Genomic DNA, 22,597 nt, shown 5'->3' on the forward strand with positions numbered 1-22,597 from the left:
GTTACTGTTTTCGGTTCCGTAGAACCGGTCGCTCACTCAAAGCTGACAGGAATATGAATCACTTCATAAACCTGACTTACTTTAGTGTGAGACTCTTGATACTTTCGCTATCTGATCCGAGGATCAGTTCGCTTTCATCAAGCGCCCACACTTATCGGCTGTTAATTTTTAAAGAGCGTTTCTGCGAGGAATCTGAGACCCCTCGGCAGCGCTGCGTTTTCAGCAGCAGAGAAGTGAGATTATGAACCGTGTTTCGCAGCTCGTCAACAACTTTCTGAACTGCTTCGTTGCGACTGCGGGGCCCATCTTCCTGCGCCGCCGCGGCTCGTTACCACCGAACCCCAACAGCACCGCTTCCCTTCCTCCCGCACCGCGTTTCCGTTAGCGCGAAAGAGGCGTGATTCTAAGCAGCTCGCGGCATTCGCGCAAGGGGCTTGCAGCAACTTTTTTACGCAATTCGGCCGTCCGGCCATGCGTCGGCACCAGACCGCTTATGGTGCAAAGAACGGACTAGAATGTGAGGTTCTTCGCCTCTTTCTATATACGTCTTTAATATGCGCCAGCGAATCGCCAAACGCCTTCCCCCCGATGCCGACAAACTGGTCGGTCTGTCACTTGCGCTCTTCGCGTCGGGCAGCCGCATCGAGGATCGCTTCTGGGAAGCGAAGCTCGATGCGCTGCTCGCCAAGATTGTCCGCAACGGCAATCAGACGACGCTCGATGCCGCGCTCGACCATCTTCAACAGAATCATCCCGACGCCTACGGCGCGCTCGCCGACATGGCCGAGACGCACAGCGAGTCGATGGTGATCGAACACGACGGCCAACCGTACGATGCGCTGCTGGTTGCCGTCCCGGTTCTCGCCTGGACGCGCTACATGATTCCGTCCGGTCCGCTCAAGGGCGACGTTGCCGACGCGTTGCGAACGCACCTGCAGGCGCACGTGCTGGCGAACGGCACGCTCGTCGGGCTCGCCCCGTTCCTCTACAGCATCGACCAGTTGCCGCGACACCATGTGGAAACCTACCGGCTCGCCCAGCAGCTCGCATATGCGGCGATCGGCCAGCACACCCCGAAGCTGAGCTTCGGCGACCTGCCGGAAACTTCGCCGATCCTGGCCGATCCGCGCTTCCTCCTGGCGGTCGTCGCCGCGCCTGCCGGCTCGCCGCTGTTCCGCTGGCAGGAAGAAGAAAACGGCAGCCGTATCGAGCGTGGTCAGTGCCTCGAACAATGGGCCGCACAGGGCGGCCCGAACCTGTCGATCGCGCTGCCTGGCTGCGAATTCGAATGCCTGCTTCCGGACGCGTACTACTCGGCCTGCCGCGATGCGGACGAACGCGTGCGTCCGCACACCGTCCGAACGGCCATTCGTTATCTATTCGACACACTTGGTGCAGCGCCGCAAGAGTTGCGCGCGGTGGTCGCCGGCTTCGGCGAACGTCGCATCGACGAGTATCGCGTCGGCTTCACGCGGCGTGCCAGCAACGACGTGATCTATGGTGTCGTGTGGCCGCTCTACGGCCGTGAAAACGGCGACGTATCGATCGACAGCGCGACGCTCGAGGGCGAAGCGCCGATCGAAGGACCGCTCGAGGAAATCGTGAGCCTGCTGAAAGAATGCGGCGTAACCGACGTCCGGCGGCACGCGGGCCGTTTCGAACCCGAATACTGCGACGACTGCGGCGTACCGCTTTACGCCGATCCGCTCGGTGAAATCGTCCATGCGGAAATGCCGGAAGACGCGTCGCCCGCCCAACCGCACTTTCACTGATCCATCCTGCAGGCCCTGACAGCCTGCCCCGCCCAAAGCCGCTTCCGGTGACCACCGGAGCGGCTTTTTTCTTGTCCGCTGCCCCGCCGCCCAAAATTTCGAACTTTTCCTAAACCTTTCAGCCAAGCAGACATCGTGTAAGGTCTTTGTCATGATCGGGGCCAGCTTATACCCAACGGCAAATCAATGACTCACCTTATGGAGGTTGAATATGCGGTTCTTGGTACTTAACTCAGACGCCGAACGGCGTGACGGACTGAAGACCCTGTTGCGGCAGATCGACCGGCACGCCAGCATCAACGACGCGCCTGACGGTTTCCAGGCACGCCGGCTGCTGCGCACCCAGCGTTTCGACCTCGTCGCGATCGACTGGCTGGACGTGGGCCGGCTCAGCGAGCTTCAGGCGCTCGGCAACGCATGCTCGCCGACACCGGTCGCCGTTCTGGTCGACGACATCTCGCCCGAAGCCATCCAGCGCTTCTTCAATTACGGCGTCGCAGGCGTCATCCCGCATTCCACGCGGCCGCACCTGATCGTGCGTGCGCTCGAGATCGTACTGCTGGGCGGACACTACATTCCGCCGATCGCCCTCAGCCTGCTGCCGTCAACGGCAATGGCGCGTCACGACGCCCATTTCCAGACGCTCGCCGGCTCGCTTCCACGGCGCCCGCCGAGCGGCCTCCTGTCGCCGCGCCAAGCACAGATCATGCGGTTCGTCCACATGGGCAGCACGAACAAGATGATCGCCCGTACGCTCGGCATCAGCGAAGGCACCGTGAAGATCCACCTCGCGAGCATCTTCCAGCAGCTCGGCGCCGCTAACCGCGCCGCCGCGGTTGCGATCTACAACGGCTGGCTGTCGCCCCATCTCGAGGTACTGCTGGCGAACCGCAATCGCGCCCGCAAGCTGGCCATCGGCGAACACGGCCCGGCTCCGCTGCGGACACAACGGCATGACCGCCCGTACCCGTTGCCTATCGCCAACGCCGGCACGCAGGACCTGCCACTCGCCGCCGAGCCGCCGGCACGGTTCCGGCGCGGACGCTAGGCAAACAGTCTCGATATTGCGACGGTCGGGCATGTGCAGGCTCCCACCTTTGATGCTCAACGAGTAATATGGACGCATGGGTTTTCTTTTCACACCGCTTCCGCTCTGGGTTGGCATCGGTGGCTGGATCGCCGCCGTGGCCCTGCTCGCGCTCGCGATGTGGAATCGCCCGTTCGTACGCCTGCAGGACGCCACGCTTCAGCACGTGTGGCTCGCGCTCGTCACTGCGATCACGGTCCTGTGGGCCTCGAACGCATGGCTCGAAGATGGCATCGTCATGCATCTGCTTGGCGCAACGCTGCTCGTCACGCTGTTCGACTGGACACTCGCACTGGTCGCGATGGGCGCCGTCACGGCGATGGCCGCAGTGATATTCGACGCGCCGTGGCAAGGCGTCGGCCTGACCTATCTGGTCTACGGTGCGCTGCCTGTCGGCGTGTCGGCATTGCTGCAACGCGCCGCGCTCGCCTGGCTGCCGCACAACCTCGCGTCATTCATCACCGGACAGGGCTTCCTGTCGCCCGCCATCGCGATCGTCGCGGTCGCCGCCGCGGCGGCCGGTGTTCAGCTCGCGCTCGCGGACGGCGTGCCCGTCGTGATTCCGGCCGGCTATTTGCTGAACACCGCACTGCTCGCGCTCGGCGAAGCATGGTTCACCGGCATGGCAACGGCACTCATCGCCGTCTATCGCCCCGCGTGGGTCACGACCTTCGACGTCCGCCGCTACCGCCTCGGCGGCCCGCGCGCCTGAATTTCCTCCGGATCGGCTCCACGCATCTGCGTGCCGGGGCACTTTCCGCGGCGCGCGCCGAGTACGTCGCCTACTGCCGCACAACTTTTTTACGCTAAGATTGAACTCCTGTTCTTCATCGGGCCTCTATACGTGCCCGATGTCTCCTTCGCTCCTCACCAATAACCAGATGGACAGCTCGCCTGCCTCGCTCCGGATTTTCCGGGCGCTCGGCAAGCTGGCAGCCTGTATCGCGGGCCTGTCGCTTGCGCTTCCCGCGCCGGTATTTGCCGACCTGCTCGACCAGCGCTCCGAACTGATCAACAAATTCGTCAACGAGATGCATGCCGATCCGCTCGCCGCGGATTGTGCGGCGCACGGCAGCTTCATCGCCAGCACATCGACGGCGTTCGACCGCGTGGACTTCGCGCCGAACGCATTCGACAGCGGCAACGCGACGATCACGCCGTGGAACGACTCGTTCGACCAGGGCAAGCAGCGCGTGAAAGTCGACAACATCGTCACCGTCGACGGGCTCGGCATCCACAGCAACGGCAGCGATCCGACGCCGCTGAAGTTTCGCTGCGGCTATGTCGGCCAGCAAATGCTTGCGTTCAGTTGGAACGACCCGGTTCCGCCGCTGAAGCCGCGCGTCGAGCGCTCGTCGTCCTCGACGAAGAAGTTCAAGGGCAAGTCGCACCGCGGCAAAGCCAAGGCGAAGGCATCGGGCCGCACCGGCAGCAAGAAGGCCGTCTCGACGAAGAAATCAGGCGGCCAAAAGAAAGCCGTGAAGAAGAAAACCGCGAAGAAATCCTGATACGACGGAGCGGCAACGACAGCAGCAAAAAGCCGGCGCATCTCGCGATGCACCGGCTTTTTTCATGCGACGACGGCAGCGCCTACGCGAACGTGTCGACGTGCACCAGGATCGCGGCGAGCATCGCCGCGCCGAGCGCCGCGCTGCGCTCGCCGTTCCAGCCGACGCGCTCGTCGGGGAGGTTCGCGTTGTCCTTGAACGGCATTTCGAGCGTCAACGACAGGCAGCCGAACTGGTGGCCGATGTACTTCGACGCGAGCTTCAGCGCATCTTCCTTGTACTTGCTCGCCGCGTAGCCATGCTCGGTCTGGAAGTCCGGGCTCGCGACCTTGAACGCTTCGATGAACGCGGCCTGCTCCTTGCCCTGCTGCTCGGTAAAGCTCGGCAGCATCTCCGAGCCGGCGACGAACACGTACGGCAGATCCTCGTCGCCGTGAATGTCGAAGAACATGTCGCAGCCGATCGCGTGGATCGCGTCGCGCACGGCCAGCACTTCGGGGCTGCGCTCGGCATCGGGCGCCATCCACTCGCGGTTCAGGTTCGCGCCGGCCGCATTGGTGCGCAGGTTACCGTGCACGCTGCCGTCCGGATTCATGTTCGGCACGATGTAGAACGTCACGCGATCGTAGAGCTTGCGCGCAACCGGATCGCCGGCCCAGTCGCCCCATCCGGCCAGCCGTTTGACCAGCCCTTCGACGAACCACTCGGCCATCGACTCGCCCGGATGCTGGCGCGCGATGATCCACACCTTCTTCTTCGGCGCGCCGTCGAGTTCCGGCGTGCCGAGCGTCAGCAGCGACATCGGACGGCCTTCGACCGTGCGGCCGAGTTCGACGACGCTCGCCTGAGGCAACTGCTGGACCGCGCCGAGAAACGCGGCGTGACGCTCTTCCGAGTACGGTTCGAAATACGCGTAGTAGATGCTGTCGAACTCCGGCGTATGGTCGATGGTCATCGTCTTGCCGTCGAACGTCGTCGGCACGCGGAACCAGTCGACGCGGTCATAGCTCGCCACCGCGTGGTAGTTGCGCCAGCCCGACGGATACGCGCATTCGGCTGCGTTCTCGAACGTCATCACGCATCGCTCGCCGCGTGCACCCGTCAAGCGGTAGTAAAACCATTGCGCGAATTCCGAACGATTGTCGCCGCGCACGCGCAGCCGGATTGCGTCGGGGCTGTCGCACGACACGACGTCGATTGCGCCTGCGTCGAAATTACTGGTGATCGAAAGGGCCATCTGTCCATCTCCTTTGTCGACCGGCGCTGGCGCTTCAGCGCTTACGCCGGTCCCATGCAAAGCGGTCGACCGAAGCAGGCGGTATGTCGCCGGTCCGGCCTCACGCATGCGCCGACCGTCTCGCGAACGGCCGGCAGGTCACTCGCCGACGCGCCGGCGATATACGTAAGTCGAATCGTTCGACGCAGCCGCATCGAACGCATAGCCTTCGGTGGCGAATTCCTTCAGCGCCTTCGGGTCGGCGATACGGTTCTCGACGACAAAACGCGCCATCAGGCCGCGCGCGCGTTTCGCATGAAAACTGATGATCTTGTAGCGGCCGCCCTTCCAGTCCTCGAATACCGGCGTGATGACCGGTGCGGCCAGCAGCTTCGGCTTGACCGACTTGAAGTATTCGGTCGACGCGCAGTTGACGAGCACGCGCGCCGCGCCGCTGCGCGTCTCGAGTTGCTCGTTCAGCGCCCGCGTGATGCGATCGCCCCAGAACGCATACAGATCCTTGCCGCGCGCGTTCGCGAACCGCGTGCCCATCTCGAGCCGGTACGGCTGCAGCAGGTCGAGCGGACGCAGCAGCCCGTACAGGCCCGACAGCACGCGCACGTGATGCTGTGCATAGTCGAGATCGGCGGACGACAGCGATTTCGCGTCGAAACCCTCGTAGACGTCGCCGTTGAACGCCAGCACAGCCTGCTTCGCGTTGGCCGGCGTGAAGGTCGGCGACCAGTCGGCGTAGCGCTGGAAATTCAGGCGCGCGAGCGGATCGGAGATATCCATCAGCGTCGCGATGTCCTGCGGCGACAGCTTGCGCAGGCCGTCGATCAACTCCGACGCATCGTCGACGAATGCAGGCTTCGTGTAAGACTGGACGTGCGCGGGCGTGTCGTAGTCGAGGGATTTGGCGGGAGAGAGAACGATTATCATAGAGGCTCGCTGGCACGCCGTGCCTTGCGGTCAGACGAAAACCACCGATTGTAACGAATGACCCGCTCTCTCGCCCCGCATGCCGCACACCGCGTCGTGCTCGACTCGAACGTCTGGATCGACATCCTCGTATTCGACGACCCCGCCACGCGCCCGATCCGCGCCGCGCTGGAGCACGGCACGCTGGCCGCCGTGATCGACGGCCGCTGCCTGACCGAACTCGAATACGTGCTCGACTATCCGCAGTTCCAGTCGCGCGCGATCGACAAGGCGGCCGCGCTCGCGACCGTCGCCCGGCTCGCGAGCCTCGTCGAACCGCCGCCCGTCGACGCCGGCGCGCCGCCGCTGCCGAAGTGCAAGGACCGCGACGACCAGAAGTTTCTCGAACTCGCGCGCGCCGCGCACGCCGATTGGCTCGTGTCGAAAGACCGCGCGCTGCTGAAGCTCGCGAAGCGCACCGCCCGCGACTTCGGTTTCCGGATCGCGCAACCCGCGCCGTTCGCGCAAGCCTGCGCACTCGACGCCGCGCCGCCCGTCACGGCGACGCCGGCCTGACGCACCTCACCCGATTCCGACCGTATCGATGAACGCTCCTTCAGATATGCCAACGACACCCGCTTTCCCCTCGCGCCTGCCGAACGTCGGCACGACGATCTTCACGGTGATGAGCGCGCTTGCCGCCGAAAAAGGGGCGGTGAACCTCGGCCAGGGTTTCCCGGATTTCGATTGCGATCCGCGCATCGTCGATGCGGTGGCCGCCGCGATGCGCAACGGGCACAACCAGTACCCGCCGATGGCCGGCGTCGCGCCGCTGCGCGACGCGATCGCCGACAAGATCGCGCAGGTGTACGGCCGGCGCTACGATCCGGCCGCCGAAATCACCGTGACGGCCGGCGCGACGCAGGCGCTGCTGACGGCAATCCTGTGCGCGGTGCATCCGGGCGACGAAGTGATCGTCGTCGAGCCGACCTACGACAGCTACCTGCCGTCGATCGAGCTCGCCGGTGGCAAGCCCGTGTTCGTCACGCTGGAGGCGCCTGACTACGCGATCCCGTTCGACCGTCTCGCGGCCGCGATCACGCCGAAAACGCGGATGATCCTGATCAACACGCCGCACAACCCGACGGGCACCGTGTGGCGCGAGGCGGACATGCGCAAGCTCGAGGACATCGTGCGCGGCACCAACGTGCTGATCCTGTCCGACGAGGTCTACGAACACATGGTCTACGACGGCGCCCGCCACGAGAGCGTCGCGCGCTATCCGGAACTCGCCGCACGCAGCTTCATCGTGTCGAGCTTCGGCAAGACCTATCACGTGACCGGCTGGAAGGTCGGTTACGTCGCGGCGCCTGCCGCGCTGACCGCTGAATTCCGCAAGGTCCACCAGTTCAACGTATTCACGGTGAACACGCCGATGCAGATCGGGCTCGCCGACTACCTGCGCGACCCGACGCCGTACCTGTCGCTCGCCGGCTTCTATCAGCAAAAGCGCGACTTCTTCCGGGCCGGCCTCGAGCGCACGCGCTTCAAGCTGCTGCCGTGCACGGGCACGTACTTCCAGTGCGTCGATTACTCGGCGATCAGCGACCTGCCCGAAGCGGAATTCTCGACGTGGCTCACGTCGGAGATCGGCGTGGCCGCCATTCCAGTGTCGGCGTTCTATCACGAGCCGCACGAATCGGGCGTCGTGCGCTTCTGCTTCGCGAAGCGGGAAAGCACGCTCGCATCCGCGCTCGAGCGGCTCGCCCGCCTGTAAGACCCGCACGGGGGCGGCCGCACGCCGCCCTTCGGGAAACGCGGTTACGAACGCGCGACGTTCGCCGCTTCGACATACGCCTTGCGCTCGGCTGCCACGCGCTGCGCGGCAGGGCGTTCGCTCACCGTCTTGGCGTGCGCCTTCCAGTCGATGCCTGCATCGAGCAGGAAGTCGCGGCCGAATATGGCCTTCGTCGCCATCCCGATCACCGGCAGATGAACCCACGCGGCAATGTCCGCGAGGCCGAACGACTCGCCGAGCACATACGGCGAAAACCGCGTCATCTGCTTGAACGCATCGATCGCGCGCGGCAGGCGCTTCTCGACGTGCGCCTTCATTCCGTCGCTGACCTTGCCGCCGAAAAACGCTTCCGTGTACACCTCGCGCGCCACCCATTCGAGATACAGCTCGAGCGTCTCGACCAGTTCGCGCACCTTCGCCGCCGCGAACGGGCTCGCGGGCAAAATGCCTTTCTCGGGATAGCGCGCCGCCAGGTATTCGATGATCACCTGGGACTCGAACAGCGCACCCTCTTCGGTCTTCAGGAACGGAATCTTGCCGAGCGGCGAATCGGCGAGCTGCACCGGATCGCTGACCGGCAAAGCGCACACCGACTCCTCGAACGGTATATCGTGCTCGAGCAGGACGAACTTCACCTTGTTGTAGTAGTTGGACAACGGAATACCGCACAGCTGTAGCATCGGAGTCTCCTTCGTTGCTGGAGCACGGCCGCATCGACGCCGGCCGCCTCGTGATTCATCGCGCCGAAAAGCACGTTCGTGCTAGTCTAAAGCAAGTTTTTCGTCCGTCACGACAACATTACATCCGCTGCGGCGACAGCCCTCGCTGTTCGCGGGATACACTCGGCGTCGCCGCGCCACCCGATGGAGACACGCTCGCATGAGTGCTGAACTGCTGGCCTCGCGCCCGCCCGAGAGCGAATCGACGCTCGTCCTCACGCTGTCCAATCCCGGTGCGCGCAACGCACTGCATCCCGACATGTATGCGGCCGGCATCGAAGCGCTCGCCACCGCCGAGCGCGATCCGGCGATTCGCGCCGTCGTGCTGACGGGTGCCGATCGCTTCTTCTGCGCAGGCGGCAACCTGAACCGGTTGCTCGAGAATCGCTCGAAGGATCCGTCCTTCCAGGCCGACAGCATCGATCAGCTCGCGGCATGGGTCACGGCGATCCGCGCGTCGACGAAGCCGGTGATCGCGGCCGTCGAAGGCGCCGCGGCCGGCGCCGGCTTCTCGCTCGCGCTCGCGTGCGACCTGATCGTTGCCGCACACGACGCGAAATTCGTGATGTCGTATGCACGCGTCGGCCTGACACCCGACGGCGGCGGCTCGTGGTTTCTCGCCCGCGCGTTGCCGCGTGCGACCGCCGCCGAGATCCTGTTCGAAGGCAAACCGGTCGCCGCCGAACGCCTGCATGCGCTGGGCGTCGTCAATCGGCTCGCCGCGCCTGGCACGGCGCTGAGCGACGCACTGGCGTGGGCCGACACGCTCGCCGGCATCTCGCCGAACGCGCTCACGCGCATCAAGTCGCTGCTCGACGACGCGACCGCCCAACCGCTGGACGCGCACCTCGGCACCGAGCGCGATCATTTCGTCGCGTCGCTGCATCATGCGGACGGGCTCGAAGGCATCAGCGCCTTTCTCGAGAAACGCCAGCCGCGCTACAAACGCTGATCCACCGCGTCGGCCTTCGAACCGACGCCACGCCACCGCGTCCATCCGGTGCGGCACGTCGACGCCGCGTGCACCCGCCGGCGACGCTCGCCCGCCCGGCCGCGCATGCCCGCCGGCACGGGCGTTTCCGCCGCCAGCAGCCCGCGTCGATCCATGCTCTAATGACCGCCTGTCGCGGCGCCGCAGGCGCCGTTTTCGCGCATGCCACACAGGAGTTGACGATGATCGACGTCTATAGCTGGGCGACCCCGAACGGCCACAAGGTGCACATCATGCTCGAGGAAACGGGCCTCGCGTATCGCGCCCATCCGGTCGATATCGGTGCGGGCGACCAGTTCGAGCCAGCGTTCCTGAAGATCAGCCCGAACAACAAGATCCCCGCGATCGTCGATCCGGATGGCCCCGGCGGCCAACCGATCTCGCTGTTCGAATCGGGCGCGATCCTGATCTACCTCGCGGAGAAGACCGGCAAGTTCCTGCCGACCGATCCGGCCGCGCGCTATGCGACGCTCGAGTGGCTGATGTTCCAGATGGGCGGTGTCGGCCCGATGCTCGGGCAGGCGCACCACTTCCGGCTGTATGCGCCGGAGAAGATCGAGTACGCGGTCAACCGCTACACGAACGAAGCGAAGCGCCTGTACAACGTGATGGAAAAGCGGCTCGGCGAATCCGAGTATCTCGCGGGCGACACGTATACGATCGCGGACATTGCGACGTTCCCGTGGACGCGCTCGTGGCGGAACCAGGGCATCGAGCTCGACGCGTTGCCGAACGTGAAGCGCTGGCACGAGGCGATCGCCGCGCGACCGGCCGTGCAGCGTGGCGTCGAGGTACTCGCGTCGATGCGCAAGGCGCTGCAGGACGACAAGGCACGCGAGGTGCTGTTCGGCGCAACGCAATACGCGAAGCACTGACACGCAGGGTGGACGCAGCGGCATCCGCGTGCCGCTGCGGGCTTCAGAAGTAATGCAGCGTGATGAATTCCGCCGCGCATACCGGCAGCGGCGCGTCGGGACGCTCGATCTGCATCGATACCGACCACGTCACCTGAATACCGCCGCGCGCGGCGTCGGCGATTTCCTTCACCGCGAACAGCGCGCGCACGCGCGCCCCGACCGGCACCGGCTTCAAGAACCGTACGCGGTTGAGCCCGTAGTTCACGCCCATCTTCTGCTCGAAGCGCATTGCGTCGGTCATCAATGCAGGAATCAGCGACAGCGTCAGGAACCCGTGCGCGATGGGCCCACCGAACGGCGACTCGCGCCGCGCGCGTTCGGGGTCGACGTGAATCCATTGGTGATCGCCGGTCGCGTCGGCGAAACCGTCGACGCGCGGCTGGTCGATCTCGATCCAGCCGCTCGCGAGCGGTTCCGCGCCAACCCGCGCCTGCAGCGCCTGCGCGGACGCGATCAGCGGCAAGGTCACGTCGGTCATGCGTTCGCGCCTGCCGGATGGCGCAGCCCGAAAATCACCTTGGTGTGCACGCTGATCACCGTCTCGCCGGCTTCGTTCACGCCGACCCATTCCGTCGACACGATGCCGCGATCGGGCTTGCTCTCCGACACGCGCTTGTCGTGCACCTTCTGGTACATCGTGATCGTGTCGCCGGCGCGCACCGGCTTCAGCCAGCGGATCGAATCGATGCCCGGCGAGCCCATGCTGGTCGAATCCGGCCCCAGCTTCTGGACCAGCAGGCTCATGAACACCGAACACGTATGCCAGCCGCTCGCGACGAGCCCGCCGAAGTGCGATGCCTTCCCTGCTTCCTCGTCGACATGGAACGGCTGCGGATCGTAGCGCTGCGCGAACGTCTTGATGTCGTCCGGCTCGAACGTGTAGCGGCCCACTTCGGTGGTACTGCCCACCACCAGATCTTCGTAACTGATGCCCACTGATAAGTCTCCTTGTCTGGCGCGCTCGCGCGTCGCCGTCATGCTACGTCGGTCTGCGCGAAATCCGGCAGCGCCGCGAGGCGGGCGAGGTGATGATCGGTATCGCCGAGCGTCGTCTCGATGATCGACAGCCGCTTGAACAGGTGCGCGGTGGCCACCTCGTTGGTCACGCCCATGCCGCCGTGCAACTGGATCGCCTGCTGGCCGACGAAGCGCGCGGCCGATCCGACCCGCGCCTTCGCGGCCGACACGGCCTTGCGCCGCGCATCGGCATCGCCGTTCGCATAGCGCACCGCCGCGAGATAGGTCAGCGAACGCGCCTGCTCGGCATGAATCAGCATGTCGACCATCCGGTGCTGTAGCGCCTGAAAGCGCGCGATCGGCACCCCGAACTGCTCGCGCGTCTTCGTGTATTCGACCGTCGCGCGATTCAGCTCGTCGAGCGCGCCAACCGCTTCCGCGCATAGCAGAAAGGTCGCGTAATCGGCAATCTGCTCGAGCGCCGCCGCGTCTCGCGCCCCGCCCGTCAGCAGTCGGGCCGGCGTGGCGTCGAACGTGAGCGTCGCGGCGCGCTGGCCGTCGATGGTCCGGTAGTCGACCACCTTCGCGTTGGCCGCATCGCGTTCGACGACGAAGAGGCCGATGCCGCCGCCGTCGACACGCGCGGGCACGATCCAGACGTGCGCCTGGGCGCCGTGCTGAACGACCGACTTGATCCCGGTCAGCCGGTACGTGCCGTCCTGCTCGCGCGCGCGCGTGTCGAGTTCGTACAGGTCGTAGCGCGCCTGCGGCTCATGGAACGCGACCGCCACGCGCTTTTGTCCCTGTGCAATCGCCTCCAGCAGCGCGGCGTCGTCGCCCGCGCCGGAGCCGGCGATCCGCAACGCCTCGACGCCGACCGCCGCGGCCCAGTACGGCTCGATCACGAGCGCGCGGCCGAGCTCCTGCATCACGACCAGCATGTCGACCGGCCCGCCGCCGAAGCCGCCCTGGGCGTCCGGCACCGGCAACGCGGTCAATCCGAGTTCGGTGAATGCGCTCCACTGCGCGTCCGACACACCGGTATCGCTGCGCACGATCGCCTGACGTGCCTCGAAGCCGTATTGCTCGCCGAGATACCGGCGCAGCGCATCGGCGAACTGCTGCTGCTCATCGGTAAAGCTGAAATCCATGGTTGTCTCCGTTCCCTGATCACAGCCCCAGAATGATCTGCGCGATGATGTTTTTCTGGATCTCGTTCGACCCGCCGTAGATCGACGTCTTCCGGTAATTGAAGTAGTACGCGGCGAGCGGCGCCGCATCGTCGTCGCCGGCGATGCTGTGCTCGCGTTCGCCGGCGAGGAACGGCACGTCGAACGGTGCGGCCAGCGGGCCGATCGCTTCGACCATCAGCTCGGTGAGCGCCTGTTGCACCTCGGTGCCCTTGATCTTCAGCATCGACGCTTCGGGGCCCGGCCCCTTGCCGCTCGTCTCGCGGCTGACGACGCGCAGCACCGTCACTTCCAGCGCCATCAACTCGACTTCGAGCGCCGCGACCTTCGCGGCGAACACGGGATCGGCGAGCAACGGCTTGCCGTTCTTGCGCTGGTTCGACGCGATGCGCTTCAGGAACGCGAGCTCCCGCTTCGACGCGCCGACGCGCGCGATGCCGGTGCGCTCGTGGCCGAGCAGGTATTTCGCGTAGGTCCAGCCGCGGTTCTCGTCGCCGACGAGGTTCTCGACCGGCACCTTCACGTCCTCGAAGAACACCTCGTTGACCTCGTGGTCCTCGTCGAGCATCACGATCGGGCGCACCGTGATGCCGGGCGTTTTCATGTCGATCAGCAGGAACGAGATGCCTTCCTGCTTCTTCGCGGCCGGATCGGTGCGCACGAGGCAGAACATCATGTCGGCGTACTGGCCGAGCGTGGTCCAGGTCTTCTGGCCGTTGACGACGTAGTGATCGCCGTGGCGCTCGGCGCGCGTGCGCAGCGACGCGAGATCGGACCCGGAACCCGGCTCCGAATAACCCTGGCACCACCAGTCCGAGCCGTCGAGAATACGCGGCAGATAGCGGCGCTTCTGCGCTTCGCTGCCGTATTTCATCAGAACCGGCGCGACCATCGACACCCCGAAAGGCAGCACGGTCGGCGCACCGATGCGCGCGCACTCCTCGTCCCAGATGTGCCGCTGCGTCGCGTTCCAGCCCGGGCCGCCATATTCGACTGGCCAGGCGGGCGCGGACCAGCCGCGCTGGCCGAGAATCCGGTGCCAGCTCGCGAAATCCTCGCGGTCGAGTCGTTTGTGATCGAGTACCTTGGCGCCCAGTGCGTGAGGCAGGTTGGCCTCGAGCCAGGCGCGGACGTCGGCGCGGAACGCGTCGTCGGCGGGGGAATAATCCAGATCCATGCGCAGTGTCTCCTGTCGACCCGAGTTAGCGCTTTAGCGCTTACTCGGGTCCCATGGCGTGGTTGGGTGGAGTTAGCGCTTCAGCGCTTACTCCACCCCCACGGCGGTCGATTCGAGTTCGCGCTCTAGCGCTTACTCTGATCTCATGCAAGGCTGGCCGCGACCGTCCGGCCCGGCCAAGGACACACTGCGTACGTCATTGCAGCGGTTCTTTCAGCGCGGCAGGAATCGGCAGCGGCATCACGTCGATGCCTTCTTCGACCAAGGACTGCGCATCCTCCGGCGTCGTGACGCCACGAATGCTGCGTGCCGGCGCCTCGTTGTAATGAATGCGCCGCGCTTCCTCGGCGAAGCGCTCGCCCACGTTCTCGGTCTTCTCCAGCACCTCGCGCAGCGCGCGCATCACCTGCGCCTGCAGCGCACGCGGATCGGCCGGCTGCGGCTGCGTCGCGCCCGACAGGTTCAGGCGCGGCGCCGACGGCATCCGGTTGATCTCCGTCGTTCCGCACACCGGACATTCGACCAGCTTGCGGGACAACTGCGCTTCGAATTCATCGGCGGAAGCGAACCAGCCTTCGAACCGATGACCGTGCGGACACTGTAAATCGAGGACCTTCATGCTGAATCAGGGCGTGTGACGAGTGTAGCGCAAAAAGCGGTTTTGTGAACGATCGTGCTAAATCCGGATTGCGCAGCGCGAACGCACTGCGTCGCCAGATTGTAACGCGGCGCCCCGGCCGCCGCCGACGCCGCGCTCAGGGCGTGACGACCGGGCCGAGCGGCCACGTGCCGGACAGCACCTTGTCGAGCCACATGGTGCCGATGATCGTCTTCACGTCGGAGATCTGGCCCGTGCGCACCCACTCCTGCAGGTCGTCCAGCGTCGCGGTGAAGGTTTCGAGGAATTCGCCTTCGTCGAGCTTGCGCTCGCCGGCCGTCAGCCCGCGCGCGAGGTACAGGTCGATGAATTCGGTCGAATAGGAAATGATCGGATGAATGCGGGCCAGGAACACGTACTCGCGCGCCGTGTAGCCGGTTTCCTCGCGCAGCTCGCGCGCCGCGCACGCGAGCGCGCCTTCGTTCGGATCGAGCTTGCCGGCCGGGAATTCGGCCATCACCTTGCCGATCGGATAGCGGAACTGGCTCTCCATCAGCACGCGGCCGTCGTCGAACAGCGGGATCACCATCACCGCGCCCGGATGCTGCACGTATTCGCGCGTGGCTTTCTTGCCGTCCGGCAGACGGACGGTATCGCGCTTGAGCTTGAGGAACGCGCCTTCGAAGATCGCCTCGCTCTCGAGGCAGGTTTCGGTCAGTGCGGCGTCGTGATTGGGTAGTTCGGCCATCGGCGGCTCCTGGATGAGCACGACGGACGGCCGAAGCCGTCAGCGTCGTTTGACGAGATACTGGAACGTGAAGCCGGGAAACGCGAACACGACGAAGAGACTGAACGTGATCGCGTAAAACTGCCAGCCTTGTTCGAAGCGGTTGCCGGCGCGCGACTCGAGCCAGAAGCCGAGCGCGCCGACGATGAAGTACAGCACGATCAGCTCGCCGATCCGCACCCACGCACTCTTCTTCGTCGCGCCGAACGGCACGACGGCGAAGAGGCGTTGGTTCAGGAACGGCAGGTTGGCGCATACGAGCGCCAACAGCACGATGAACCAGCCGGCTGCCGACATTACAGCGGCAGCGTGTGGCGGATTGCCTGCAGGCAGGCGGTCAGCAGCGGGCTCGGGATCAGGCCGAGCACGACGACGGCCAGGCCGTTCAGCACGAGGATCGTGCGCTTGCAGAAATCGCCCGAGATCGGCGTCGAATCCTGCGGCGCATCGAAGTACATCAGCTTCACGATGCGCAGGTAGTAGAACGCGCCGAACAGCGACGTGATCACGGCCAGCACGGCCAGCCACGTGAGGCCCGCGTTGACGGTCGCCTCGAGCACCGCGAGCTTCGCGTAGAAGCCGACGGTCGGCGGAATGCCGGCCAGCGAGAACATCATGACCATCATCACGAACGCGAACACCGGGCTGCGCTTGTTGAGGCCCTTGAAGTCGTCGATCGTTTCGGCTTCGAAATCGCGGCGCGCGAGCAGCATCACCACGCCGAACGAGCCGAGCGTCGTGATCAGGTAGACGATCGCGTAGAACATCGCCGAGCTGTAGGCGTTCGCCGGCGCCGCCGCGTCGCCCTTCACGATGCCGGCGAGCAGGCCGAGCAGCACGAAGCCCATGTTCGAGATCGCCGAGTACGCGAGCATCCGCTTGATGTTGCGCTGGACGATACCGGTGATGTTGCCGACGATCAGCGACAGCGCGGCGAGGATCACGAGCGCGGTCTGCCAGTTCTGGGCGAGCGGCAGCAGGCCCATCACCAGGAAGCGCAGGCCCCACGCGAACGCGGCAACCTTCGGACCGCCGCCGACGAACAGCGTCATCGCGGTCGGCGCGCCCTGGTAGACGTCCGGCACCCACATGTGGAACGGCACGGCCCCGAGCTTGAACGCGATACCGGCGACGATGAAGATCACGCCGAACATCAGCACGGCCGCGTCGGTGTTGCCGCCGACCGCCTTGTACACTTCGCCGAGCTCGAGCGAGCCGGTCGCGCCGTAGAGCATCGAGATGCCGTACAGCACGAAGCCCGATGCGAGCGCCCCCAGCACGTAGTACTTCATCGCGGCTTCGCTCGACTGCGCGGCGTCGCGGCGCAGCGCGATGACGGCGTACAGCGAGAGCGACATCAGTTCGAGACCGAGGTACAGCGTCAGGAAGTTGTTGCCCGACACCATGACCAGCTGGCCGAGCAGCGAGAACATGCCGAGCAGGAACACGTCGCCGCGGAACATGTCGCGGTCTTCGAGGTACTTGCGCGAATAGACGAGCGACACCGCGAAACCGAACGACACGACGGCCTTCATCATGCTCGCGAACGAGTCGACGACGACCATCTTCGAGAAGAAGTAGTACTGCTGCGGGTCGAGCGCCTGGACCGCGAACCACACGCCGGCGACGACCGACGAGACGACCGCGATCAGATAGGTCAGGCGGCGGCCGGACGCACCGGTAAAGGTGTCGTTCAGCCATGCGACGACGATGGCGGCCAGCACCAGCGCGTCAGGCAACAGAACATTCATAGGGGCGTTTTGCATGATCTTGAGTTCCTCCGCTCGCGATTACTGGGCCAGCGGCAGCTTCGACTGCGCGACGTGGGAGAGGAGGTTTTCCACGGAAACGTGCATCACGTCGGTGAAAGGCTTCGGATACAGGCCCATCAGCAGCGTGAACGCGGCGAGCACGGCCAGCATCAGGAATTCACGACGGCCGATGTCCTTCAGCTTGGCGACGTGATCGTTCGCGACCGCGCCGAAATACACGCGCTTGTACATCCACAGCGTGTAGGCCGCGCCGAGGATCAGCGTGAACGCCGCGCCGAATGCGATCCAGAAGTTGTACTGGACGGCCGCGAGAATCACCATGAACTCGCCGACGAAACCGGACGTACCCGGCAGGCCGCAGTTGGCCATCGAGAACAGCATCGCGAACGCCGCGAACTTCGGCATCACGTTGACGACGCCGCCGTAGTCGGCGATCTGGCGCGAGTGCACGCGGTCGTACAGCACGCCGATGCAGAGGAACATCGCGCCCGACACGAAGCCGTGCGAGATCATCTGGACGATCGCGCCTTCGACGCCGAGCTGGTTGAAGATGAAGAAGCCGAGCGTGACGAAACCCATGTGCGCGATCGACGAATACGCGACCAGCTTCTTCATGTCGGCCTGCACCATCGCGACGAGACCGATGTAGATCACCGCGATCAGCGACAGCGTGATGACGACGGGCGCCAGGAAGTGGCTCGCGTCAGGCGTGATCGGCAGCGAGAAGCGCAGGAAACCGTATGCGCCGAGCTTGAGCATGATCGCCGCCAGCACGACCGAGCCGCCCGTCGGCGCTTCCACGTGCGCGTCCGGCAGCCACGTGTGCACCGGCCACATCGGCACCTTCACCGCGAACGCGAGGAAGAACGCAATGAACAGCAGGATCTGCGGCGTCATCGCGATTTTCGCGTTCTGCCACGTCGCGAGGTCGAACGAGTGCGTTTCCGTGTACAGGTAGATCAGCGCGACCAGCATCAGCAGCGAGCCGGCCAGCGTGTACAGGAAGAACTTGAACGCCGCATACACGCGGTTCGGGCCGCCCCACACGCCGATGATGATGTACATCGGGATCAGGGTCGCCTCGAAGAACACGTAGAACAGCAGGCCGTCGGCCGCCGAGAATACGCCGATCATGATCCCGGACAGGATCAGGAACGCGGCGAGGTACTGCGCGACGTTCTCGGTGATCACTTCCCAGGCGGCGATCACGACGATCACCGTGATCAGCGCGGTCAGCACGACAAACCACATCGAGATGCCGTCGACGCCGAGGTGATACGCGATGTCGAAGCGCTGGATCCACGTCGACTTCTCGACGAACTGCAGCGCAGCGGTGCTGGAGTCGAAGCCCGTGATCAGCGGGATCGTGACCGCGAGACCGAGCAGCGCGCCGATCAGCGCGACCCAGCGAGCCGTCCCCGGATTTTTGTCGTTACCCACCGCCAGCACGAGGAGGCCGAAAACGATCGGCAGCCAGATCGCGGTACTGAGAATCGGAAAAGCGTGCATTAGTGTTGTCTCCCCGCCTTATTTGCCGCCGAGCGTTACAAACAGGGTCAGGAGCCCCAGCATGCCGATGATCATGGCGAACGCGTAGTGATAGATGTAACCGGATTGGAGGAAGCGGATCACGCCGGCGAACCAGCCGATGAACCGGGCGCTGCCGTTGACGAGGCCGTCGATCACCACGACGTCGCCCTCCTTCCACAGGCCGCGGCCGATCGCCACCGAACCGCGGGCGAACACCACTTCGTTGATCTTGTCCATGTAGTACTTGTTGTCCAGCAGCGTGTAGATCGGGCCGAACGCGCGGCGGATCGACGCCGGCAGCTCCGGACGCTTCAGGTACAGGAACCACGCGACGACGACACCGGCAAGCGCGAGCCACACCGGCAGGCCCGACACCGAGTGCAGGCCCATGCCCACCCAGCCGTGGAACTCCTCGGCCATCTCGGCCAGCGCCGGATGGTTTTCGCCGATGAAGATCACCTTGTCGAACGCGACGCCGTGCTGGAAGAAATCGCCGAACAGCATCGGGCTGATCGCGATCGCGCCGATGATCACCGACGGGATCGCCAGCAGGACCAGCGGCACCCACACGACCCACGGGGTCTCGTGCGGCTCGTGCGCGTGGTCGTCATGACCGTGGCCATGACCGTGATCGTCGTGGCCGTGCGCGGCTGCCATGCCCATCGGCGACTCCGGATGCTTCGGCTTGCGGAAGCGCTCTTCGCCGTGGAACACCAGGAAGTACATGCGGAACGAGTACAGCGCGGTGACGAACACGCTCGCCACGACCGCGAAGTAAGCGAAGCCCGAGCCCGGCAGGTGCGACAGCTTCACCGCGTCGATGATCGAGTCCTTCGAGTAGAAGCCCGAGAAGAACGGCGTGCCGATCAGCGCGAGCGAGCCGACGAGCGACGTGATCCACGTGATCGGCATGTACTTGCGCAGGCCGCCCATGTTGCGCATGTCCTGGTCGTGGTGCATGCCCATGATGACCGAGCCGGCGCCGAGGAACAGCAGCGCCTTGAAGAACGCGTGCGTCATCAGGTGGAACACGGCGACCGGGTAAGCGGACACGCCGAGCGCGACGGTCATGTAGCCGAGCTGCGACAGCGTCGAGTACGCGACCACGCGCTTGATGTCGTTCTGGACGATGCCGAGGAAGCCCATGAAGAGCGCCGTGATCGCACCGATGACCGTGATGAACGACAGCGCGGTATCCGACAGCTCGAACAGCGGCGACATGCGCGACACCATGAAGATGCCGGCCGTGACCATCGTCGCCGCGTGAATCAGCGCCGAGATCGGGGTCGGGCCTTCCATCGAGTCGGGCAGCCACACGTGCAGCGGGAACTGGGCCGATTTACCCATCGCGCCGATGAACAGGCAGATACAGGCGACGGTCAGCAGGCCCCAGTCGGTGCCCGGGAAGTGCAGGCTCGCGAGCTCCGCGCGCTTCGCGAACACTTCGCCGTAGTTCATCGAGCCGGCGAACGCGAGCAGCAGGCCGATGCCGAGCAGGAAGCCGAAGTCGCCCACGCGGTTCACGAGGAACGCCTTCATGTTCGCGTAGATCGCGCTCTCACGCGTGAAGTAGAAGCCGATCAGCAGGTACGACACCAGACCCACCGCTTCCCAGCCGAAGAACAGCTGCAGGAAGTTGTTGCTCATCACGAGCATCAGCATCGAGAACGTGAACAGCGAGATGTACGAGAAGAAGCGCTGGTAGCCGTCCTCTTCCGCCATGTAGCCGATCGTGTACACGTGCACCATCAGCGAGACGAAGGTCACGACGACCATCATCATCGCGGTCAGCGAATCGACGAGGAAGCCGACCTCGAGCTTCAGCGAGCCGACGTTCATCCATTCGTAGACGGTCGCGTTGAAACTCGCGCCGCCCATCACGTCGAGGAAGACTTTCGCCGACAGGAGGAACGCGATCAATACGCCGAGGATCGTGATCCGATGTGCGCCCTTGCGCCCGACTGCGTTCCCGAACAGCCCCGCAATCAGCGAGCCGGCCAGCGGAGCGAGCGGAATCGCCAGCAGCAGGTTTTCATTGAGTGTCGTTGACATAACAGCGTTGCCTGAAATTAACCTTTGAGCTGATCGAGATCCTCGACATTGATCGTGTCGAGCTTACGGAACAGGGTCACCAGAATCGCGAGACCGATCGCGGCTTCCGCTGCGGCGACGGTCAGCACGAAGAACACGAAGATCTGGCCGTGCACGTCGCCGAGGTAATGCGAGAACGCGACGAAGTTGGTGTTCACCGCCAGCAGCATCAGTTCGATCGACATCAGGATGATGATGACGTTGCGGCGGTTCAGGAAGATCCCGACGATCGCGATCGCAAAGAGGATCGCGCCGAGCACAAGGTAGTGAGCAAGAGTCAGCATGGTTTTCTTTTCCTCCGCTTAGCCGTTGGTGCCCGAGCCGGCTTCGCTCTGCGCCGTTTCCGGCTGCGGCTTGTCCGCTTCCATCTTCACGAGGCGCACGCGGTCGTTGCGGCGCACCTTGACCTGATCCGACACGCGCTGGCGCTTGCTGTCCTTGCCCTTGCGCTCGGTCAGCCCGATCGCGGCAATGATCGCGACCAGCAGCACGAGGCCGGCGATTTCGAACGCGAAGATGTAGTCGGTGTAGATCACCTTGCCGATCAGGCGCGTATTCGACCAGTTGGCCATCTCGCCCGTCGCCATCGCATGCACGGTGTGCGTGTCGCCGTAGCCGCGCCACAGGATCAGCGCGGTTTCGATCACGATGATCGCGCCGACCACGGTTGCCATCGGGACGAAGCGCTTGAAGTCGCGGCGCAGGTAGTCGATGTTGATGTCCAGCATCATCACGACGAACAGGAACAGCACCATCACCGCGCCCACGTAGACCAGAACCAGCAGGATCGCGAGGAATTCGGCCTCCAGCAGCATCCAGATCGCGGCGGCGTTGAAGAACGCCAGCACAAGGAAAAGCGCAGACGCCACCGGGTTGCGCGAAGTGATCACCTTCAGCCCTGATACCACCAGGAGCAGCGCGAAGATGTAGAACAGTACGGTCGTGAATTCCATGATTACCGGTTCATCGTTAGGCCATAGTCAGGCGCGGCTTGCGTGACGCCCGCACCCGTCGCGGCGGCTCGGCCCGTTCATCGTTCATGCCGGGCCGGCACTGCAAACACAATCAACGATACGGCGCGTCGGCAGCCTTCGCCGCGGCGATGTCCTTCTCGTAGCGGTCGCCCACCGCGAGCAGCATTTCCTTCGTGAAATACAGGTCGCCGCGCTTTTCGCCGTGGTACTCGAGAATCTGCGTCTCGACGATCGAATCGACCGGGCAGCTCTCTTCGCAGAAACCGCAGAAGATGCACTTCGTCAGGTCGATGTCGTAGCGCGTCGTGCGGCGCGTGTTGTCCGCGCGCGTTTCCGACTCGATCGTGATCGCCAGCGCGGGGCACACGGCCTCGCACAGCTTGCACGCGATGCAGCGCTCTTCACCGTTTTCATAGCGGCGCAGTGCGTGCAGCCCGCGGAAACGCGGCGAAATCGGGGTCTTCTCTTCCGGGAACTGCACGGTGAACTTGCGCTTGAACGTGTAACGACCGGTCAGCGCGAGCCCCTTCAGCAGCTCGGTCAGGAAGAAAGTCTTAAAGAAGTGTTGGATTGCCGTCATGATTTCGTCCGA

Annotated in this window: 24 protein-coding genes; 8 read left to right on the plus strand and 16 right to left on the minus strand. The window is 64.6% G+C overall.

The window, feature by feature from the left end:
- The first annotated feature begins 554 nt into the window (after positions 1 to 554).
- The 4 genes from LGN10_RS06850 (at position 555) to LGN10_RS06865 (ending at position 4,367) form a co-directional block, all read left to right on the plus strand.
- Positions 555 to 1,772, plus strand: coding sequence for a DUF2863 family protein (locus LGN10_RS06850; RefSeq protein WP_226222473.1), 1,218 nt, complete (start codon positions 555 to 557; stop codon positions 1,770 to 1,772).
- Between the two features lie 211 nt (positions 1,773 to 1,983).
- The gene (locus tag LGN10_RS06855; protein ID WP_059583567.1) at positions 1,984 to 2,820 is read left to right on the plus strand and encodes a response regulator transcription factor; all 837 of its coding nucleotides are present in this window, start codon (positions 1,984 to 1,986) and stop codon (positions 2,818 to 2,820) included.
- Between the two features lie 76 nt (positions 2,821 to 2,896).
- Positions 2,897 to 3,571 (plus strand): energy-coupling factor ABC transporter permease, encoded by a 675-nt coding sequence (locus LGN10_RS06860; RefSeq protein ID WP_059583569.1) that lies wholly within the window; start codon positions 2,897 to 2,899, stop codon positions 3,569 to 3,571.
- Between the two features lie 139 nt (positions 3,572 to 3,710).
- Positions 3,711 to 4,367 carry a BspC domain-containing protein gene (locus tag LGN10_RS06865; RefSeq protein ID WP_059583571.1) on the plus strand — a complete coding sequence of 219 codons (657 nt, stop codon included), beginning with the start codon at positions 3,711 to 3,713 and terminating at the stop codon, positions 4,365 to 4,367.
- Positions 4,368 to 4,449: 82 nt separating this feature from the next.
- On the opposite strand, the gene LGN10_RS06870 is transcribed toward LGN10_RS06865, so the two are convergent.
- Positions 4,450 to 5,604 carry a M14-type cytosolic carboxypeptidase gene (locus LGN10_RS06870; protein ID WP_060312120.1) on the minus strand — a complete coding sequence of 385 codons (1,155 nt, stop codon included), beginning with the start codon at positions 5,602 to 5,604 and terminating at the stop codon, positions 4,450 to 4,452.
- Positions 5,605 to 5,742: 138 nt separating this feature from the next.
- A complete protein-coding gene (gene yaaA, locus LGN10_RS06875) occupies positions 5,743 to 6,525 on the minus strand; it encodes a peroxide stress protein YaaA (protein ID WP_059583575.1) in 783 nt (260 codons plus the stop codon).
- A 57-nt stretch (positions 6,526 to 6,582) separates the two neighbouring features.
- On the opposite strand from yaaA, the gene LGN10_RS06880 reads away from it, so the two are divergent.
- Both LGN10_RS06880 and LGN10_RS06885 read left to right on the plus strand, forming a co-directional pair.
- Positions 6,583 to 7,080 carry a putative toxin-antitoxin system toxin component, PIN family gene (locus tag LGN10_RS06880; protein ID WP_059583577.1) on the plus strand — a complete coding sequence of 166 codons (498 nt, stop codon included), beginning with the start codon at positions 6,583 to 6,585 and terminating at the stop codon, positions 7,078 to 7,080.
- Between the two features lie 28 nt (positions 7,081 to 7,108).
- On the plus strand, positions 7,109 to 8,281 hold the full coding sequence (locus tag LGN10_RS06885; protein WP_060312118.1) for a pyridoxal phosphate-dependent aminotransferase: 1,173 nt from the start codon (positions 7,109 to 7,111) through the stop codon (positions 8,279 to 8,281).
- Between the two features lie 44 nt (positions 8,282 to 8,325).
- Here LGN10_RS06885 and LGN10_RS06890 read toward each other — a convergent pair whose 3' ends face one another.
- Positions 8,326 to 8,982, minus strand: coding sequence for a glutathione S-transferase (locus tag LGN10_RS06890; RefSeq protein WP_059583581.1), 657 nt, complete (start codon positions 8,980 to 8,982; stop codon positions 8,326 to 8,328).
- Positions 8,983 to 9,181: 199 nt separating this feature from the next.
- On the opposite strand from LGN10_RS06890, the gene LGN10_RS06895 reads away from it, so the two are divergent.
- The gene (locus LGN10_RS06895) at positions 9,182 to 9,973 is read left to right on the plus strand and encodes an oxepin-CoA hydrolase, alternative type (RefSeq protein ID WP_059646626.1); all 792 of its coding nucleotides are present in this window, start codon (positions 9,182 to 9,184) and stop codon (positions 9,971 to 9,973) included.
- A gap of 221 nt (positions 9,974 to 10,194) precedes the next feature.
- Complete coding sequence (locus tag LGN10_RS06900) at positions 10,195 to 10,887, plus strand: glutathione binding-like protein (protein ID WP_059583763.1); 693 nt, start codon at positions 10,195 to 10,197, stop codon at positions 10,885 to 10,887.
- Between the two features lie 43 nt (positions 10,888 to 10,930).
- On the opposite strand, the gene LGN10_RS06905 is transcribed toward LGN10_RS06900, so the two are convergent.
- From LGN10_RS06905 to nuoI, 13 genes are all read right to left on the minus strand, one after another.
- Entirely contained in the window at positions 10,931 to 11,407 is a 477-nt protein-coding gene (locus tag LGN10_RS06905) for a MaoC family dehydratase (protein ID WP_059583586.1), read from the minus strand.
- A complete protein-coding gene (locus tag LGN10_RS06910; RefSeq protein WP_059583588.1) occupies positions 11,404 to 11,865 on the minus strand; it encodes a MaoC family dehydratase in 462 nt (153 codons plus the stop codon). Before LGN10_RS06910 ends, LGN10_RS06905 begins: the two co-directional genes overlap by 4 nt.
- A 38-nt stretch (positions 11,866 to 11,903) precedes the next feature.
- The gene (locus LGN10_RS06915; RefSeq protein WP_226222475.1) at positions 11,904 to 13,037 is read right to left on the minus strand and encodes an acyl-CoA dehydrogenase family protein; all 1,134 of its coding nucleotides are present in this window, start codon (positions 13,035 to 13,037) and stop codon (positions 11,904 to 11,906) included.
- A gap of 19 nt (positions 13,038 to 13,056) precedes the next feature.
- Complete coding sequence (locus tag LGN10_RS06920) at positions 13,057 to 14,253, minus strand: acyl-CoA dehydrogenase family protein (protein WP_226222477.1); 1,197 nt, start codon at positions 14,251 to 14,253, stop codon at positions 13,057 to 13,059.
- Between the two features lie 196 nt (positions 14,254 to 14,449).
- Entirely contained in the window at positions 14,450 to 14,872 is a 423-nt protein-coding gene (locus LGN10_RS06925) for a DUF1178 family protein (RefSeq protein ID WP_050016483.1), read from the minus strand.
- A gap of 136 nt (positions 14,873 to 15,008) precedes the next feature.
- Positions 15,009 to 15,599: an NUDIX domain-containing protein gene (locus LGN10_RS06930; RefSeq protein ID WP_059583595.1), complete on the minus strand. Its 591-nt coding sequence runs from the start codon at positions 15,597 to 15,599 to the stop codon at positions 15,009 to 15,011.
- Positions 15,600 to 15,638: 39 nt separating this feature from the next.
- The gene (locus tag LGN10_RS06935; RefSeq protein ID WP_059583597.1) at positions 15,639 to 15,935 is read right to left on the minus strand and encodes a DUF2818 family protein; all 297 of its coding nucleotides are present in this window, start codon (positions 15,933 to 15,935) and stop codon (positions 15,639 to 15,641) included.
- Positions 15,935 to 17,389, minus strand: a complete 1,455-nt coding sequence (gene nuoN / locus LGN10_RS06940; protein ID WP_059583598.1) for an NADH-quinone oxidoreductase subunit NuoN — start codon at positions 17,387 to 17,389, stop codon at positions 15,935 to 15,937. Before nuoN ends, LGN10_RS06935 begins: the two co-directional genes overlap by 1 nt.
- Before the next feature lie 39 nt (positions 17,390 to 17,428).
- Complete coding sequence (locus tag LGN10_RS06945) at positions 17,429 to 18,919, minus strand: NADH-quinone oxidoreductase subunit M (protein ID WP_059646613.1); 1,491 nt, start codon at positions 18,917 to 18,919, stop codon at positions 17,429 to 17,431.
- An 18-nt stretch (positions 18,920 to 18,937) separates the two neighbouring features.
- Positions 18,938 to 20,992: an NADH-quinone oxidoreductase subunit L gene (gene nuoL, locus LGN10_RS06950; RefSeq protein WP_059583601.1), complete on the minus strand. Its 2,055-nt coding sequence runs from the start codon at positions 20,990 to 20,992 to the stop codon at positions 18,938 to 18,940.
- 17 nt (positions 20,993 to 21,009) lie between these two features.
- Complete coding sequence (gene nuoK / locus LGN10_RS06955) at positions 21,010 to 21,315, minus strand: NADH-quinone oxidoreductase subunit NuoK (RefSeq protein WP_006478272.1); 306 nt, start codon at positions 21,313 to 21,315, stop codon at positions 21,010 to 21,012.
- A gap of 18 nt (positions 21,316 to 21,333) precedes the next feature.
- Positions 21,334 to 21,984 carry an NADH-quinone oxidoreductase subunit J gene (locus LGN10_RS06960; protein ID WP_011545812.1) on the minus strand — a complete coding sequence of 217 codons (651 nt, stop codon included), beginning with the start codon at positions 21,982 to 21,984 and terminating at the stop codon, positions 21,334 to 21,336.
- Between the two features lie 112 nt (positions 21,985 to 22,096).
- A complete protein-coding gene (gene nuoI, locus LGN10_RS06965) occupies positions 22,097 to 22,585 on the minus strand; it encodes an NADH-quinone oxidoreductase subunit NuoI (protein WP_006478270.1) in 489 nt (162 codons plus the stop codon).
- Between the last annotated feature and the right edge of the window lie 12 nt (positions 22,586 to 22,597).

The organism is Burkholderia sp. AU32262, from assembly GCF_020419985.1.
Classification (GTDB): domain Bacteria; phylum Pseudomonadota; class Gammaproteobacteria; order Burkholderiales; family Burkholderiaceae; genus Burkholderia; species Burkholderia semiarida.